Genomic DNA, 17,718 nt, shown 5'->3' with positions numbered 1-17,718 from the left:
CGCCATGTCCCGCCCCGCTGCACCCCCCCCCCGCCCTCCGGGGTCCGCCCGCCCCACCGTCCTCCGCCTGTTCGCGGCCGGAGCCCTGGCCGCCGGTGCGCTGCTGCCGCTGCACAGCGCGGCCGCCGACACCACCGCCGCGCCCGCGTTCAACTACGGCGAGGCGCTGCAGAAGTCGCTGCTCTTCTACGAGGCCCAGCAGTCCGGCAAGCTGCCCGCCACCAACCGGGTGAGCTGGCGCGGCGACTCCGCGCTGGACGACGGCAAGGACGTCGGGCTGGACCTCACCGGCGGCTGGTACGACGCCGGCGACCACGTCAAGTTCGGCCTGCCGATGGCGGCTTCGACCACCATGCTGGCCTGGGGCGGCATCGCCGAGAAGCAGGGCTACACCGCCTCCGGGCAGATGCAGTACCTGAAGAACAACCTGCGCTTCGTCGACGACTACCTGATCAAGGCGCACCCCGCGCCCAACGTGCTCTACGGGCAGGTCGGCGGCGGTTCCGCCGACCACGCCTGGTGGGGCCCGGCCGAGGTGCTGCCGATGGCCCGGCCCGCGTACAAGATCGACGCCTCCTGCCCGGGCTCGGACCTCGCGGGCGAGACGGCCGCGGCGCTCGCCTCCTCGTCGATCGTCTTCGCCGACAGCGACCCGACGTACTCGGCGACCCTGCTCACCCACGCCAAGCAGCTGTACACCTTCGCCGACACCTACCGGGGCAAGTACAGCGACTGCATCAAGGACGCCCAGGGCTACTACAACTCCTGGAGCGGCTACAACGACGAGCTGGTCTGGGGCGCCATCTGGCTCTACAAGGCCACCGGCGACAGCAGCTACCTGGCCAAGGCCGAGAGCTACTACGCCAACCTCTCCACCGAGCCGCAGTCCACGACCAAGTCCTACAAGTGGACGATCGCCTGGGACGACAAGTCCTACGGCGCCTACGTGCTGCTGGCCCAGCTCACCGGCAAGCAGCAGTACGTCGACGACGCCAACCGCTGGCTCGACTGGTGGACCGTCGGCGTCAACGGCAGCCAGGTCAAGTACTCGCCGGGCGGCGAGGCCGTGCTCGACTCCTGGGGGTCGCTGCGCTACGCCGCCAACACCTCCTTCGTGGCGCTGGTCTACTCCGACACGCTCACCGGCGACCCCACCCGCAAGGCCAGGTACCACGACTTCGCGGTCCGGCAGATCGACTACGCGCTCGGCGACAACCCGCGCAAGTCCAGCTACCTGATCGGCTTCGGCGCCAACTCCCCGAAGAACCCGCACCACCGCACCGCCCACGGCTCCTGGACCGACCAGCTCACCAACCCCGTCAACAGCCGGCACACCCTGATCGGCGCCCTGGTCGGCGGCCCCAGCTCGCCCGACGACTCCTACACCGACGACCGCTCCAACTACGTCAACAACGAGGTCGCCACCGACTACAACGCCGCCTTCACCGGCGCACTGGCCCGGCTCTACGGCGAGTACGGCGGCAGCCCGCTCGCGGCCTTCCCGCCGAAGGAGACCCCGGACGGACCGGAGATGTCCGTCCAGGCCTCGGTGAACGCCTCCGGCACCAACTTCACCGAGATCAAGGCGTACCTGATCAACAAGTCGGCCTGGCCGGCCCGCGCGCTCAAGAACGCCTCGCTGCGCTACTACTTCACCCTGGAGCCCGGGGTCAGCCCGAGCCAGATCACCCTGACCACCAACTACAACCAGTGCGGCACGGTCAGCGGGCCCACGCTCCACTCCGGCTCCACCTACTACGTCACGGTCGACTGCTCCAACACCGTGATCGCCCCGGCCGGGCAGTCCGCCTACCGCAAGGAGGTGCAGTTCCGGATCGCCTCCTCGGGCGCCTGGGACCCCACCAACGACTGGTCGTACCAGGGCATCTCGCTGGTCCCGGGCTCGACGCCGGTGGACGCGGCCAACATCCGGCTGCTGGACGGGGGAGCGCCGCAGTGGGGCGCCGAGCCGGGCGGCGGCACCGGCCCGTCCCCGTCGCCCTCCCCCTCGGCCTCCGCCTCCCCCTCCCCGTCGCCTTCGCCCTCGCCGTCCCCGTCCGCGTCCTCCTCGCCGTTCCCGTCCCCGTCGCCGTCCGCTTCGAGTTCGGCCTCGCCGCAGCCGGTCTCGGGGTGCGCGGTGACCTACAAGGTGGGCAGCAGCTGGGGCGGCGGGTTCACCGCCGACGTGACGGTGCGCAACACCGGCAGCGGCACCGTCTCCGGCTGGAAGCTGGGCTGGACGTACCGGGGCAACGAGGTGGTCAGCAGCGCCTGGAACGCCCAGGTGGTCCAGAGCGGTGCGGCCGTGACCGCCACCGACGCCGGGTGGAACGGCACGCTGGCCCCGGGCGGCACCGCCTCCTTCGGCTTCCAGGCCACCGGCACCCCCGCCGCGCTGCCCGCCTTCACGCTCAACGGCACCGCCTGCACGAACGCCTGACCCGTCCGGTAGCTCCCGGCTCCGCCCCCGTCCCCGTCCCCGCCGTCGCGCGGGGGCGGGGACGGGGGCGTTCGCATGCGCAGCGGGGACGGCGCCGGGCGGCCGGCTGGAACACCGTCGGCGGCCCGGGTAAACATCGCGATCCGCAAGATCACCGCATCGAGGTAAATACTCCGGGCCGCACGGGCGAGGGGTGCCTACGGAGCGTTAGCGTTCCTCGAGATCCGACCGAGTCGCCCGCGAATACTGACGATTCGTCATCTTTTCGTCCCCCGAAGACCGTTCGCCCCCGTTCGCCCCTGTTCACCCCCGCTCGCCCTCGCTCGCACGCGCGGGCGGGCCGAGTGGTGCCCGCCCGCCCCGACCAGACCGCCCCCTCCCAGTAAGGAGTCACGGATGCCCGACCCAGGGCTTTCCTCTCCGCCCCAGGCCCCGTCCGCGCAGGCCGCCCTCCCCCCGCTGCCCGGCCCGCCCGCCGTGCCGTTCCGGTCGGCCAGGACCGCCGTGGCCGCCGCGCCCGTCGAGACCGCCGCGCCCGTCGGGAGCGCCCCGTCCGCCGCGTCCGACTCCGGGTTGGGGCGGATCCTGCGCGGCCCCAGCGGGCTCGGGACGCAGGGCCTGTTCCTGGTCGCCGCGCCGCCGCCCGCCGCCGAGCGGGTCGTCGAACGGGCCGCCGAGCCGGTCGCCGGGTCCGCCGCCCCGGCGGAAGGGGTGCCGGTGCCGGGGCTGTACTTCCACCCGGTCCCGGAGCCGGACCCGGTCCGGGTGGCGGAGGTCAGCCGCCGGATCAAGGAATGGGCGGTCGAGGAGGTGGACCTGTTCCCCGAGGAGTGGGAGGGCCAGTTCGACGGCTTCTCGGTCGGGCGCTACATGGTCGCCTGCCACCCGGACGCCCCGACCGTCGACCACCTGATGCTGGCCACCCGCCTGATGGTGGCCGAGAACGCGGTGGACGACTGCTACTGCGAGGACCACGGCGGCTCCCCGGTCGGCCTCGGCAGCCGGCTGCTGCTCGCCCACACCGCGCTCGACCCGCTGCACACCACCGCGGAGTACGCGCCGGGCTGGGCGGAGTCGCTCGGCTCGGACGCCCCGCGCCGCGCCTACCGCTCCGCGATGCGGTACTTCACCGAGGCGGCCAGCCCGTCCCAGGCCGACCGGTTCCGGCACGACATGGCGCGGCTGCACCTGGGTTACCTGGCCGAGGCCGCCTGGGCCGAGACCGACCACCTGCCCGAGGTGTGGGAGTACCTGGCGATGCGCCAGTTCAACAACTTCCGCCCCTGCCCGACCATCACCGACAGCGTCGGCGGCTACGAGCTCCCGGCCGACCTGCACGCGATGCCCGAGACCCAGCGGGTCATCGCGCTCGCCGGCAACGCCACCACCATCGTCAACGACCTGTACTCCTACACCAAGGAGCTCGCCAGTCCCGGCCGGCACCTCAACCTGCCCGTGGTGATCTCCGAGCGCGAGGGCCGCTCCGACAAGGACGGCTACCTGAAGGCCGTCGAGGTCCACAACGAGCTGATGCGCACCTTCGAGGCCGAGGCCGCCGCCCTCGCCGCCTCCTGTCCCGCACCGCCGCTGCTGCGGTTCCTGCGCGGCGTGGCCGCCTGGGTCGACGGCAACCACCACTGGCACCAGACCAACACCTACCGCTACAGCCTGCCCGACTTCTGGTGAGAACCGGCGCGGACAGCCAACGATAACCAGCAAGAATCAGTAGAAAACGGATATTCGTAGATGACCAGCACCGAAATCGGCACCACCGCCTCCGCGTTCGTCCCGGCCCCCGCGACCGCCTACCAGGGCGACATCGCCCGCTACTGGAACAACGAGGCCCGCCCGGTCAACCTGCGGCTGGGCGACGTCGACGGGCTCTACCACCACCACTACGGCATCGGCGCGATCGACACCGAGGCCCTCGGCACCCCCGAGGACAGCGAGTACGAGAAGAAGCTGATCACCGAGCTGCACCGGCTGGAGTCCGCCCAGGCCGAGGTGCTCCTCGACCACCTGGGCCCGATCGCCCCCGAGGACACCCTGATGGACGCGGGCTGCGGCCGCGGCGGCTCGATGGTGATGGCCCACCAGCGCTTCGGCTGCAAGGTCGAGGGCGTCACCCTGTCCACCACCCAGGCCGAGTTCGGCAACCGCCGCGTCCGGGAGCTCGGCATCGCCGACCACGTCCGCTCCCGGGTCTGCAACATGCTCGACACCCCGTTCGCCAACGGCCAGATGTCCGGCTCGTGGAACAACGAGTCCAGCATGTACGTCGACCTGCACGACCTGTTCGCCGAGCACTCCCGGGTGCTCAAGGCCGGCGGCCGCTACGTCACCATCACCGGCTGCTGGAACCCGCGCTACGGCCAGCCCTCCAAGTGGGTCTCGCAGATCAACGCGCACTTCGAGTGCAACATCCACTCGCGCCGCGAGTACCTGCGCGCGATGGCCGACAACCGCCTCGTCCCGCAGGCCGTGATCGACCTGACCCCCGACACGCTGCCCTACTGGGAGCTGCGCGCGACCTCCTCGCTGGTCACCGGCATCGAGGAAGCCTTCATCGAGTCCTACAAGGACGGCTCGTTCCAGTACGTGCTGATCGCCGCCGACCGGGTCTGACCATCCCGCCGCCGCCCCCGTGCCAGGGGGCGGCGGCGTCACCGGTCGAAGGGCTCCGGCACGTACTGCCGGCAGCCGGAGCCGGCCGGCAGCATCCGCAGCACCCGGCCGGTGGCGCCGTCCAGCAGCAGCGGGGCGCCCGTCCACCGGCCGAGGGGCAGGAACGGGCCGCTCCCGGCCTCCGCCCGGCCGCCGTCCCCGGCGGTCAGACGTAGTCCTCCCGGTCCTGGAAGATCTCGGGCCAGAAGTAGGAGGCGGCGAGCCCCGGGTCCAACTCCAGTGCCCAGTCGCGCAGTCGGCGGCCGGAGTCGGCGAGGGCCGCTTCGTCCTCGCCGTAGTAGTACGTCCCGTACAGGCGCAGCAGGGCCGCGAACTGCTCGATCGACGAGGCCATGAGGCCGAGGTAGTGGTCGCCCTCCTCGCGGTCGGAGGAGTAGCGGGAGACCCGGCCGCTCTCACCGTCCACGGTGATCATGGTGAGTCCGTCGTTGTCGGTGGCGATCAGGTACGCGTGCTCGCCGAGCCCGTCGAAGTCGGACTCTTCGGGGGAGTGCAGCTCGGCGGTGCGGAGTTCGACCAGGCCCTTCTCCGCCAGCGTCCCGGAGCCGAAGTCGAGCAGCGAGTGGTACACGGCGGGGAAGCCGACCTCGGTCAGGAACCGCCGGGTGGGCTCGTGCCGCAGGCCCGCCGGGAGGTCGGCGGGGTCGGACGTCCACAGCGCGGCGGAGCCGTAGTACCGGGCCAGCCACTCCCGGTCGGGCCGACGGGCCTCCGGCGGCAGCCCGGCGGGCGCGAGCGCGGTGACCGCCGGGGCGGAGCCGTCCACGAAGGGGCCGGTTGCCGCGTCCGGGTCGAGCTCGACCGCGTAGTAGCCCCAGCCGCCGCCGAACACGGCCAACCCGTCCACCCGGACGGCGTGCCCGACCTGCGCGGGCGCGGCGGGCAGTCCGGCCGCCCCGCCGTCCCAGCCGTCCGGGCCGTTCAGCGCCGCCTCCCCCAGCTCGGGGAGGTCCTCGGGCAGCACGGGCAGGTACGGGTCGGGGAGGTCGTCGGCCTCGAACGGGCGGTACAGCTGCGGCCCCGCCAGGACGGTGCCGCCGTCCAGCTCCACCGCGTACTCGTAGTAGGCGTCCTCGTCGTCCGGCTCCATCCGCTCCAGCCGGGCCAGCACGTACTGCTCGTGGACGGACACCACCGGGGCGCCCTCGTGCTCCACCACCCGGAGCGCCACCACCTGCCGGCCACTGGCCCGGCAGGCCGCCCGCGCACCCGGCGGCACCCAGCGGGACCACACGGTGCGCCACGGCAGCCGGTACCCCGCGTCGGCGAGGGCCGCCGCGTCGTCCGCCCGGCCGTGGCTGACCAGCAGCAGGTGCAGCCAGGACAGCCACTCGCCGTGCCGCTCGGACGGGGGCCGCACCCCCAGCCGGTCCAGGTGGTGGACGTCCTCGGCCAGGGTGCCGGCCGGCACCCCGTCCGGCCAGCACTCCGCCATGCCGGCGAGCAGCCGGGCGCGGTCGACCCGGGCGAGGAAGAGCGGGTCCTCGATCAGCGCGGGCAGCTCGGCGGGCAGGAACGTGCGGTCCGGCCGGGGGGTCGGCTCGGGTCCGGTGGTCATCGGCGTTCTCCGTGGTGCGGGTCGGACGTGTCGTCAGGTGTCACCGGTCGCGCGGTCGGCCCCGGGTCAGTCCAGGTCCATGGGCTGGTACTGGTTGCGCGGGCGGTCCGGGCGCAGCTCGCCCGTGCGGGCCAGCTCGTACCAGAGGTCGCCGACACGGTTGAGGTGGTCCTGCATGTCCTGCTTCAGGCCCGCCGCCGCGGCTTCCCGCTCGGCCTCCGTCTGGTGGCCGGGCGCCATCTCGCCCTTCCGGTACCCGACACCGTAACCCACGTCCACGTCCGGCATCTTGGAGGTCAGGTACGCCGAGCAGTGCCCGTGTCCCTGACCGCCGCCGCAGGGCTCCCGTTCGGTCCACAGGTGGGAGATCGTGTAGTCGCCGGTGTTCTGGCGCTCGTTCAGCCGGTCGATCCAGTTGCCGAGGTGCGGCTCGGAGTGCGCCGAGGGCCACGAGAAGCTGTTGATCGGGACCGAGGTGTCGATGACGTACCGGACGTTGCCGTTGCCGTCGACGGTCTCGATCACGGCGAAGTTCTTCCCCGAGAAGTCGGGCCGGTGGTCGCCCTTGACCGCCTTCACGGTCTCCTTGCGGACGGTCCTGGCCGACTCGTTCTCGGTGGTCCCGTGCTCCTCCGAGTGCTGCTGGACCAGGTGCTCGCGCACCAGGTAACCGGGGTCGGGCTCCTTGAGCTTGGTGCCCTCCGGCAGGTTCTCGATGTGCGCGTTGCCGCGGTTGCTCCGCCAGAAGTCGTGCCGCTCGTGCAGGTCGACGCCGCGCGACTTGGTGTCGTTGGGGCGGGCGTCGTTCTTGCTCGGGTCGACGTTCTCGTACGGGTGGTCGACGTGCTCCGGGCTGGCGCCGACCGCGTAGTCCCTGTGCACGGAGATGCTGAGCCGGCCGAGTTCGGCCAGGACGGCGCCGCGCTGGTCGCGGTCCAGGTTCTCCAGCCCCGGCAGCTTCTGGAACAGCTCCTTCTGGTCGAAGCCGAGCTGGAACGGCTCGTCCGGCTTGCGCTTGGCGTTGGCGTTGACCCGGTCCGCGGTCTCCTGGAGGAAGTCGCCGAGCGACCTGTCCTCGGCCCGGTCCAGCAGGAACTGGTGCGCGACGTCGAGGTCGCACTGCCGGACCTCGGCGTCCTGCCGCGCGCGCAGCGCCTGCTGCTGCTGGTCGGGGAGCATGTTGCGGTGGGTGTGGTCGCTCGGCTGGTCCTGGCCGTAGGGCGTGGAGCCCTCCGGGTCGTCCTTGTCCGAGGGGTGGTGCGGCTGGCCGTCCCCGGTCTGGTCGTGGCCGTTCGGGTCGTGGCCGTTCGGGTCGTCCCCGGCCGGGCCGTCGTCGGTCTTCTGCTTCTTGGTGGACGGGCCCTCGTGCTCGTCCTCGTTCTTCTGCTTGCCGGCGGGGTCGGCGGGCCGGCGGTCGGTGTCGCGGGTGCCGTCACGGGTGCTGTCGCGGTTGCCGTCACGGCCGATGGACGTGCCGTCGTGTCCGTCGCGCCCGTCGCGCGGGGTGGTCCCGCCGTGGCCGTCGGGCCCGGTCGTCCCGTCGGACGGGATCGGGCGGCGGTCCCGGTCGAGCGGGACGGCGAAGACGCCGTGGTCGCCGTTGTGCAGCGGCTTGTCGCCGCGCTGTCCGGTCTGGTTGTCGAGGTAGGTGATCCGGCCGTTGTGGTTGACCACGTTCCAGGCGTGCGCCCGGCCGTGGGCGTCCTGGGTGACGATCACCGCCTGCGAACCGTGCCCCGACTGCCGGAGCTGGTCCTCCAGCCGGTGGAACGCCTGGTCCCCGTTGCCGAGGTCGCGGAAGGGCGCACCCAACCGCTCCTCCGCCCGGGCCCGTCCGCCGTGCTCGCCGTCAGCGGTGCCGTCGGCGCTGCGCGGGGCGGCCGCGGTCGGGCGCCCGCTGTACGTGTCCGCGCTGGAGAGCGCCACGTCCAGGCAGTTGTTGTCCCGACCGGGCGCCCGGTGGCCGTCGCCGTTGACCGCGCCCGGCCAGTCCCCGTACGGGTCCGGGTGCCGCTGCGGGGTGCCGTCCGGGTTCCGCGGGACCCGGCTCTCCAGGTCCTGCTGGTGCCGCGGGTCGACCGGGGCCAGCCCGCCGGGCACGTCGTGCGGCCGGCTCTCCGAGAGCGGACGCTCGTGCGGCGGCACGGAGGAACCGTCGTCCGCCTTCGCCGGGGTGCCGGAGTCCGTCGGGGTGTCTTGACGCGCAGGGTCCTCGTGGTGCGCCGGGTCGTCGTGACGCGACGGCGTGTCGCCCTTGGCGTGCTCGGGGGCGGCGTCGGGCGTCGGCCGCTCCGAGTGCGGTGCCGGGGTCGGGGTCGGCGCCGGGGTGGGGCGGTCGTTGGTGGGGCGGTCCGTGGTGGGACGGTCCGTGGTGGGGCGGGTGGTGCTGTCGGGCGTGCGGGTGGGGCGGTCGCCGGACGGCTGCTGGCCGAGCCGGACCGGGGCGTCCGGACGGTTGTTGCCGGTCGGCTGGGGCGGGACGCCGGTCGGGCGGTTGGCCGACGGGCCGTCGGCCGGGCGGCCGGTGTGCGGCGTCGTACCGCTGCCGCCAGTGCCACCGGTGCCGGGGTTGTGCGTGCCGCCGGTCGGGACGCCGCCGAAACCGGGGGTGGAGACCGGGCCGGTCGAGGAGGGGTTGGCGGTCGGGGCAGCGGCGCTGTCCTGCGCGGGCGGCCGGGTCGTCGTGCTCGGCGGCGCGTCGGCGACGCCCACGGAGGCGGTCTCGACGGACGCCGGACGGTGCGGACCCCTGTCCTGGCCGTCGTCGTGGCCGTGGTTCGAGGCCGCGGCCGGGGCGGGCGCGTGCGGAGCCCCGACGGCGAACGAGTGACGCGGATCCGCTCCGCCACCGACGTGCGGTGCCCCGCCGCCGTGCGGCACCGCGCCGCCACCGCCGACGACCGGACCCCGCTGGTCCGGCGTGCTCTCGGCACCGGACTCGTGCCGCTGCGGAGGCACCGCCCCGTTCTGCGCGGGGGCGTCGTCGCCCCGGTGCGGAGCCTGCCCGTCGCCGTGGTGCGAGGCCGTGGAGCCGGCACCGTCCCCGTGCCGGTCGGGGCCGGAGCCGGAACCGGAGTCGTGCGTGGGGGCGGGCGTGGAATCGGGAGCCGTCCGCGGGCCGTCGTGCGACGGGCGGTGATCGGTGGCGCTGTCGTGGCGGGGGCCGTCGTGGGAGGGCGTGCGGTGGTCGGTGCCGTCGTGGGGCGGGCGGGCGCTGTTGTTGTCGCCGGTGGGGTGGTTGCCGCTGTCGGTGCGGGTGTCGGTGCTGTCGTGGCGCGGGCCGTCGTGGGCCGGCGTGCGGGGGTCAGCGCTGTCGTGGGGCGGGCGCGTGCTGCCGCTGTCGGTGCCAGCGTTGTGGTCGGTGCGGGTGTCGGTGCCGTCGTGGCGGGGGCCGTCGTGGGCCGGCGTGCGGTGGTCGGCGCCGTCGTGGGGCGGGCGCGTGCTGTTGTTGTCGCCGGTGGGGTGGTTGCCGCTGTCGGTGCGGGTGTCGGTGCCGTCGTGGGGCGGACGCGTGCTGTTGTCGGTGCCCGTGTGCTGCGGGGTGTCCTGCGACGGCGGGCGGTGGTCGGCGCCGTCCTGGGACGGGTGGGTGGTGCTGTTGTCGGCGGCGTTGTTGCCCGCGTTGGTGTCCGGGCGGGGGGAGCTGTCGGTGGCCGTGTGGGTCGGGGTGTTCGAACTCGGCTGGCCGGCAGCGCCGTTGTCGCCCGTGTGCGCGGGGGACCGGTCGGCGTTGAGCTGGGTGCCGAAGGGGTCCAGCGGGGTGTTAGGGCGGCCGTTGTCGGTCGCCGGGCGGTTCTGGCCGCTGCTGTTTCCGCTACCGGCACCGGAGTTCGGGTGCGAGGTGGACGCGGCGCCGTCGGAGCCGCTGTCGCTGTTGCCGCCGTTCGAGGCGAGGTTGCCGCCCGGGCCACCGTCTCCGGTGGACGAGGGGTGCGAGTTCCCGGAAGTCCCGGACGTGCCGGTCGAGTTGGGGGAGTGCGTCGTGCCGGTCGAGCCCGTGGACCCGGTAGATCCCGTCGAGCCTGTCGATCCCGTGGAACCCGTCGATCCCGTCGATCCCGTCCCGCCGGATCCGGTGCTCCCGCCGTTCGTGCTGCTCCCGTCGGAGCTCCCGGTCCCGCTTCCCGTCCCGTTCTCGCCGCCGTTGTCGGCACCGGAACCGGACCCGCCGTCGGAACCGCTGCCGCCGTGCCCGGCCGCGTGGTCGAGGCCGCTGCGGGCGTGGCCGCCCGCGCGGGAGCCGAGGCCGTCGCGGAGGGACTCGGTGAAGGTCTGACCGGCGTTCTTGACGGAGTCCTTGAAGTCGTCGGTGCCGCGCTTGGCGGTGCGGCCCAGGTCGTAGCCGTCCTGCGCGCCGAAGCCCTGGTTGACGGTCTGGGTGATCAGGTCGCTGATCATGCCCTGGACGGCTGAGACGACCGGGTCCTTCAGCGTTTCGAGGATCGCCTCCACCAGTGCTTCGCGCAGTTCCTTCAGCAGGCGGCGCACGATCATCTTGGTGGCCTGGGTGGCACCGAGCGCGCCGACCTCGGAGAGGCCGAAGGTGAACGGGGCGGCGGCTTGGGCCGCGATGATTTCCGCGGCCAGGATCACCAACTGCGCGATCACCGCGATCTTGCAGGCGACCACGATCATCGCGGCGGCGTCGAAGGCCATGGCGATCAGCCTGGCGGCGCTGGCCGCGTCGGCGAGGTAGCCGTCGCCGCCGGTGGAGAACTTGTCGAAGGCCTTGCCGAAGGCGTCGACGTCGTCGCCGGCGTTGGCCGAGCGGACGCTGTTCGCGGCGGCGAGGGCCTGGTAGTTGACTTCGTCGACCTGGTCCGCGAAGTCCCGCCAGACCTGCGCGCATTCGCGCATCCGGTCCTCGTCCGCCTTCGGCCAGTCGAAGCCGAGCATCTCCAGGACCCACTCAAGGCTGTCGGGCAGCATGAGCGACACAGGCCAATCCCCCTTGGCAGCGTTCGCGGAAGCGAACCCTTTTCTCTCGGCACCAGCGGCAGGCGACGGACGGCGCACCGGGAGGGACGGACCCGGGTCCGTCCCTGTGCGCCCGGCAGAGCCGGCAGAGGAAGGCTCCGATGCACGGAGTCAACACTCAGTCAATCCTTCGCCAAGCGATCCTACTTACTGGGCCCTCCGTCGCCTAGCGGAGGGAATGTACAGGAACGGTGCCCGTGCGGGCGGTTCCGCTGTTCCACCCGCCCCGCAAGGGTCGGTCGTGGACGCATCGAAGCCGCTCCGGGCTATTCGGTGTCGAACTCGGCGGTGACCGGCGCGTGGTCGGACCACCGCTCGGCGTGCGTGGCGGCGCGCTCGACGCGGGCGCCGGTGCAGCGGGCGGCGAGGCCGGGAGTGGCCATGTGGTAGTCGATGCGCCACCCCGCGTCGTTGTCGAAGGCGCGGCCGCGGTAGGACCACCAGGAGTAGGGGCCGTCCTGGTCGGGGTGGTGGTGGCGCAGGACGTCGACGTAGCCGTGCTCGTCCAGGACGCGGGAGAGCCAGGCGCGCTCCTCGGGGAGGAAGCCGGCCTTCTTCTGGTTGGCCTTCCAGTTGCGCAGATCGGCCTCGCGGTGGGCGATGTTCCAGTCGCCGCAGACCAGCACCTCGCGTCCGGCGGCGGCCGCGCGGACACGCAACTCGCCGAGGTGGAGCAGGAATTCGGCCATGAAGCGTTCCTTCTCGCTCTGCCGCTCGGTGCCGACCTCGCCGGAGGGGAGGTAGAGCGAGGCGACGGTCAGGCCGGGCAGGTCGAGTTCGGCGTAGCGGCCGGAGGCGTCGAACTCGGCGGAGCCGAAGCCGATCCGGGTGGCGTCGGGGACGCGGCGAGAGAGCACGGCCACCCCGGCCCGGCCCTTGGCGGCGGCGGGGGCCCAGACGGCGTGCCACCCGTCGAGGCGGGCCAGCACGTCCGCGAACTGCTCGGGCTCGGCGCGCACCTCCTGCAGGCACACCACCTCGGACTTGGTGTCGTCGAGCCACTCCAGGAAGCCCTTCTTGGCGGCTGCCCGGATCCCGTTGACGTTGACTGTGCTGACGGTTCGCAATCGTACCCCTTGAGCTGCGGCGACACCCCGGAGGAGACGCACTTCGTGCAGCCCACGACGGTACCTGACCCGGGCCGCCCTCCGGGCGCCGCCGTCACCCCGCGTCGTCGGGGCCGGCGTGGCGTTGAAACACCCATCGAGGCGAATATCGGGACGAATCGCCACGGGCGAGGCGGAGGGTTTGGGGCGGGGGTGGGCGGAAAAGCGGCATTGCGGGCGAATCGGGGCGCCATAGCGGGTCGGCGGGCGATCCGCAAGGAAGCTCTCCCATTGGTCTTGACCATCTCCTGGGGCACCCCCTACTGTCGCTTACTGCAAAGACCTTTAATAAAGAAGGACGGATAAAGCCCGCCTCCTCCACCTGCCGAAACGGGGGTGCGCGGTGGACTGTCGTCCCTTTCCTGGTGGAGGACAACGGTGGGGCAAGGAACGCTCGCGGCGGTCGCGGAGCCCAAGTACTGGCACCTGCGCACGGTGCTGCTGCGCACCATGGACACCGAGTTCTCCACCGGGCAGGTGCTGCCCAACGAGCGGGAGCTCTCGGCGCGCTTCGGCGTCGCCCGGGCGACGCTCCGGCAGGCCCTGGACCAGTTGGAGCTGGAAGGCCGGCTGGTGCGCCGCCGCGGGATCGGCACGCTGGTCGCCGCCCCGCGGGTGGGCGTCCCGGTCGCCGGGCCGGAGGGCGGCCGCTCCGGCGCCGTCCACGGCGGGCCGGACTGGAAGGTGGTGGACTGCACCACCGGTCCGGCCTCCGCCGCGCTGGCCCGCACCCTGAACCTGGCCGAGGGCGAGCAGGTGCACACCGTGCGCCGGATGCGCGTCGTCCAGGGCGTGACGGTCGCCGCCGAGTCGCTGCACGTGCCCTCGGCCGCGCTGCCGCACCTGGCCGTGGTGGTGGACGGCAACGACCGGGCCCGCGGCGTGCTGCGCCAGCTGGAGCGGGTCGGCGTCGACGGCGAGTCCCGCTCGGTGGAACTGGGCGTCGCCGAGTCCGCCGAGGCCGCGCTGCTGGAGCGTCCCCCGGGCACCCCGGTGCTGGTGGTCACCACGCAGTACGCGGCGGCGGGCCGGTTGGCCGCGGTCGCGGTCTCCACCTACCGGGCCGACACCTGCAAGCTGACCTTCGGCGAGTCCGGCGTGGCGGTCCAGGTCGCCGCCGAGGTCAAGGCCGCCGCCGTCTCCTGACCGGCCGCCCGTCCCGGTTCCCCTCCGTCAGCGGCCTGACCCGACGTCAGTTCCGTTGTCGGTGGCCGGGGTTACGCTCCTGCTCACTGGCGACCGGTGAACAGGGGAGCGGCACCGCGATGGACTCGATCGACCTGACGGAACAGGCACCGGACCCGGCGCCGGAAGAAGCGGAGCACGGCAGCGCGCTCGTCGCCCGGGCCGTCGCCGCCGTGCGGGCCGACCCGACCCGCCCGGTGCTCGGTCACAACCGGTTCGCCGGCCCGTGGGTCGAGGGTCCGCTGCGCCCGCGCCGGGACGTCGAGGCGTTTCCGAGCGGCCACCCGCTGCCGCCCAGCCTGCGCGCCTGGCTGGCGTACGACAGCGGGATGCTGGAGCGCCACGGCTGGTTCGACGGGGCCGGCGCGCTCGCGCCGCGCACCCTGGGCGAGATCGCCACCGAGGAGTACGGCGAGGGCTGGGGCTCCTGCTTCGAGCCGTTCTCCGCGCGGTTCGGCGAGTGCTTCCTGCTGCCCGGCGGCTCCGACTCGCGCCGGATCCTCTCGGTCGGCCCGGACGGCGGGCGCGACGAGCTGGGCGAGTACCCGGTGTTCGCGCTCGACGTGGACGACCTGCCGTACGCGGTGCTGATGTACCCGGGCTTCGACGTCTACCTCGCCGAGACGGCCGGCGTCCTGCCGTCCGGCGACCGTCCGGGCTACGACTCGCTCAGGCACGACCCCCGGTACGCGCGCCGGATGGCGGCGCACGCCAGGGGGCGGCTCGGGGGCGAGTACGACCTGCTCTGCCTGCCGTAGCCGTAGCCGTAGCGGTAGCGGTAGCGGTAGTTACAGTCACGGCCGCAGCCGCAGCCGCGCGGGCCCTACCGCGCGGTCGGCGGGTCGACCGCGAACAGCTGCTCCTCGACGTGGTCGAGGGCGACCCGCAGCGCGCCCATCGCGACCACCTCGGAGCCGAGCGCGGCGAGCGCGACCTCGGGGGCGCGCAGCGTGTAGCGGGAGAGCTGTTCGCGCAGCGGCTCCAGCACGCCGTCCAGGCCGGCCGCCCAGCCGCCGACCACGACGAGTTCGGGGTCGAGGGCGAGGACGAGCGCGGTGACGTCGTGGACGAGCCGGCCCAGGAAGCGGTCCATGGCGATCTGGGCGACCTGGTCGCCCTCCCGGGCCAGCCGCAGCACCCGGGCCACCGCGGCCTCGTCCAGCGGGTCGAGCGGCTTGCCGGTGGTGGACAACAGCCGTTCGGGGGTGACCTGTTGGCCGAGCAGGTGGAGCGCGCCGATCTCGCCGGCGGCGCCGCCGTGGCCGCGGTGCAGTCGGCCGCCGATCAGCGAGCCCGCACCGGGGCTGAGCCCGGCCATCACGAACACCACGTCGCCCTTGCCGACGGCCGAGCCCTTCCAGTGCTCGGCGATGGCGGCCAGGTTGGCGTCGTTCTCGATCACCACGGGGCAGCGGAAGGAGCGGCGCAGCCGGGTGCCGAGGTCGAGGCCGGTCCAGCCGGGCATCGCGGTGCCGAGCCGGACGGTGCCGTCCCGGTCGACGATGCCGGGGGTGCCGACGGCGACCTCCCACAGGCTGTCGCGGGAGACGCCGGCCTTGCGCAGCACCTCGGCGACGGTGGTGCGGACCAGGGTGAGGCGCTCCTCGGCCTCCAGCGCCTCGTCGGCCGTCTTGGCGTGGCTGGCCAGGATCTCGCCGGCCAGGTCGGCCAGCACCACCCGCAGGTCGTGGACGCCGATCTCGATGCCCAGCACGTGCCCGGCCTCGGCGCGGAAGCGGAACCAGCGGGCCGGGCGGCCGCGTTGGCGGCCCGACTCCTGGACGTGCTCGACCTCGGCGACCAGCCCGGACTCCAGCAGCCCCTCGATCACGCCCTCGACGGTGGGCCGGGACAGGCCGGTGTCGCCGACGAGTTGGGTGAGCGTGACGGCCTGCCCGTCGCGCAACGACCGCAGGGTGACCGCCGCGTTGATGCGCCGCAGCAGTGAGGAGTCCCCTCCGGTGAGCCGGTCCGTCAAGTCGCTGCCCTTCCGCTTCGCGCGACTGCCCTGGCGCGCGGTGCCATGGAGCGCGGTTCCGCCCCGCCCGCCGTGGTCGGGCGGGCGCGGGCCCGCGCGGAGCCGCCGCCCGCGGACCGGCACTGTGGGGTGCCTCGACCGGGGCGTCTGCCCGGATCGTACTCGCGCGGCCCTCTGCGGGGCGAGCGTTTCCGCAGCTCATAACGGCTTCGGTATCGAAACGGTACGTCGTCCGTGATCACGGGGTGACCCGGTGGCGGCGGCGTCGCGGTACGGGGCGGCCGCCCGCTGCCCCTACCCTTGGGCGGCATGGGGAACAACAGGGGCGCCGTGCGTCAGAGCGCGTCCGCCGACACCGGGTTCGTCCGGGAGCACACCTCGCCGGAGCCGGTGCCGTTCGTGCCGGAGGTGCGGTTGCGGATGGCGCAGGACGCGATCGCGCTGTGGGAGACCACCGAGCGGGCCCGCGGGCGGGAGGGACTGCCGCCGCCGTTCTGGGCGTTCCCGTGGGCGGGCGGGGTGGCGGTGGCCCGGTACGTGCTGGACCACCCCGAGTTGGTGGCCGGCCGCCGGGTGCTGGACCTGGCGGCGGGCTCCGGGCTGGTGGCCGTCGCGGCGGCGCTGAGCGGTGCGGCCGCCGTCCGGGCGGCGGAGATCGACGCGTACGCGGTGGCCTCGATCGAGGTGAACGCGGAGCTGAACGGCGTCGCGGTGGCGGCAGAACTGGCCGACGTGCTGGACGGTGACGGAGCGCCGGACGAGGTGGTGCTCGCGGGGGACGTGTTCTACGAGCGGTCGATGGCGGCCCGTTTCCTGCCGTTCCTGGAGCGGGCCGCCGCCCGGGGCGCGACCGTGGTGGTCGGCGACCCGGGGCGGGCCTACCTGCCGCGCGGGCGCTTCACCGCGCTCGCCGAGTACACCGTCCCGGTCGCCGCCGACCTGGAGGACGCGGCCGAGAAGGCCACCACGGTGTGGACGCTGCACGGCTGACACGGCGTCAGGTCTCGGTCGGCCGGGGCGCGGGCGAGCTGACGGACGCCGAGGGCGGGGACGACGGCGGGATCAGGCAGGTCGGGCCGGGCGAGGACGGGTCGGGCCAGGTCGGCGTGCTCGACGCCGGGGCGCGGCCGGGGCCGGGGGTGCCGCCGGCGGTGAGGCCGGGGCTCGGGGGGACGGCCCGTGCGGTCGGGGCCGCGGCCTTCGGCGAGGGCGTGGTCGGCGGGGTGGGCGGCGACGAGCCGGGTGTGGTCCCGGTCATGTCCGGGCAGGCCGGCAGGCCGGTGCCGCTGTCGTGCAGCGACACCCGCCGCACCTGGTAGGGGCCCTGCCCGTACCAGCCGTGGAAGTACACGGTGAGCGTGCGGGTGGTCCCGCCGGTGCGGACCACGGTGTGCAGCCTGGTCTGCTCCGGCCCGTTCGCCCACAGGCGGGTGGTCTCGGCCTCGCCGCCGGTGACGCCGACGAAGGCGTACGCGCCGGAGACGTCCGCGGTCAGGTCGTAGGCGGTGTACGGCGCGACCGTCACCTGCTGGGCGCAGCCGGCGAAGTCGTACCCGCCGGGGCGGCCCTCGACGCCCCGGCCCTGGTCGAGCCGCCGGACATCGCCGTCGCAGGTCCAGTTGTCGGCGAGCGGCTGGGCGAACGAGCCGTCGTGGACCGCCTCCTGGGCGGCCCGGGCGCTGCCGGTGCCGAGCAGGGCGAAGCCCGCGGTGGCGGTCAGCAGCGCGGCCGCGGCGACGGTGCCGAGCGGGACGCGCTCCCGGTGGCGGTGGTGGGGGCGGGCGGGCCG

Annotated in this window: 10 protein-coding genes and 1 pseudogene; 6 read left to right on the top strand and 5 right to left on the bottom strand. The window is 73.7% G+C overall.

Going from position 1 to position 17,718, the window contains the following annotated elements; translation table 11 throughout:
* The 3 genes from OO48_RS32140 to OO48_RS32130 all read left to right on the top strand — a co-directional run.
* Window positions 1–2,440, top strand: a 2,440-nt coding sequence (locus tag OO48_RS32140) for a glycoside hydrolase family 9 protein (RefSeq protein ID WP_209439583.1), incomplete at its 5' end; no start/stop codon positions are given.
* Between the two features lie 396 nt (window positions 2,441–2,836).
* Window positions 2,837–4,126, top strand: coding sequence for a family 2 encapsulin nanocompartment cargo protein terpene cyclase (locus OO48_RS32135; protein ID WP_033222781.1), 1,290 nt, complete (start codon window positions 2,837–2,839; stop codon window positions 4,124–4,126).
* 60 nt (window positions 4,127–4,186) lie between these two features.
* Entirely contained in the window at window positions 4,187–5,065 is an 879-nt protein-coding gene (locus OO48_RS32130; RefSeq protein ID WP_033222779.1) for a geranyl diphosphate 2-C-methyltransferase, read from the top strand.
* A 205-nt stretch (window positions 5,066–5,270) separates the two neighbouring features.
* Here OO48_RS32130 and OO48_RS35595 read toward each other — a convergent pair whose 3' ends face one another.
* From OO48_RS35595 to OO48_RS32105, 3 genes are all read right to left on the bottom strand, one after another.
* Window positions 5,271–6,683: an SUKH-4 family immunity protein gene (locus tag OO48_RS35595; RefSeq protein WP_051733278.1), complete on the bottom strand. Its 1,413-nt coding sequence runs from the start codon at window positions 6,681–6,683 to the stop codon at window positions 5,271–5,273.
* Between the two features lie 66 nt (window positions 6,684–6,749).
* Window positions 6,750–11,612: a toxin glutamine deamidase domain-containing protein gene (locus tag OO48_RS39420; protein WP_245194891.1), complete on the bottom strand. Its 4,863-nt coding sequence runs from the start codon at window positions 11,610–11,612 to the stop codon at window positions 6,750–6,752.
* A gap of 314 nt (window positions 11,613–11,926) precedes the next feature.
* Window positions 11,927–12,727, bottom strand: a complete 801-nt coding sequence (locus OO48_RS32105) for an exodeoxyribonuclease III (protein ID WP_033222777.1) — start codon at window positions 12,725–12,727, stop codon at window positions 11,927–11,929.
* Between the two features lie 417 nt (window positions 12,728–13,144).
* On the opposite strand from OO48_RS32105, the gene OO48_RS32100 reads away from it, so the two are divergent.
* Together OO48_RS32100 and OO48_RS32095 are read left to right on the top strand one after the other, a co-directional pair.
* Window positions 13,145–13,912 (top strand): GntR family transcriptional regulator, encoded by a 768-nt coding sequence (locus OO48_RS32100; protein ID WP_033222775.1) that lies wholly within the window; start codon window positions 13,145–13,147, stop codon window positions 13,910–13,912.
* 119 nt (window positions 13,913–14,031) lie between these two features.
* Window positions 14,032–14,709, top strand: coding sequence for a hypothetical protein (locus OO48_RS32095; protein WP_033222773.1), 678 nt, complete (start codon window positions 14,032–14,034; stop codon window positions 14,707–14,709).
* A gap of 65 nt (window positions 14,710–14,774) precedes the next feature.
* Here OO48_RS32095 and OO48_RS32090 read toward each other — a convergent pair whose 3' ends face one another.
* Window positions 14,775–15,929, bottom strand: a complete 1,155-nt coding sequence (locus OO48_RS32090) for an ROK family protein (RefSeq protein WP_033222771.1) — start codon at window positions 15,927–15,929, stop codon at window positions 14,775–14,777.
* A gap of 309 nt (window positions 15,930–16,238) precedes the next feature.
* On the opposite strand from OO48_RS32090, the gene OO48_RS32085 reads away from it, so the two are divergent.
* Window positions 16,239–16,919 (top strand): class I SAM-dependent methyltransferase, encoded by a 681-nt coding sequence (locus OO48_RS32085; RefSeq protein ID WP_209439582.1) that lies wholly within the window; start codon window positions 16,239–16,241, stop codon window positions 16,917–16,919.
* 7 nt (window positions 16,920–16,926) lie between these two features.
* Here the strand turns inward: OO48_RS32085 and OO48_RS32080 are convergent.
* A pseudogene (locus tag OO48_RS32080) lies at window positions 16,927–17,718 on the bottom strand (hypothetical protein); the annotation flags it as partial.

Source organism: Kitasatospora phosalacinea (genome assembly GCF_000716545.1).
Lineage (GTDB): Bacteria > Actinomycetota > Actinomycetes > Streptomycetales > Streptomycetaceae > Kitasatospora > Kitasatospora phosalacinea.
This window is presented reverse-complemented; position numbering and strand designations above follow the sequence as displayed.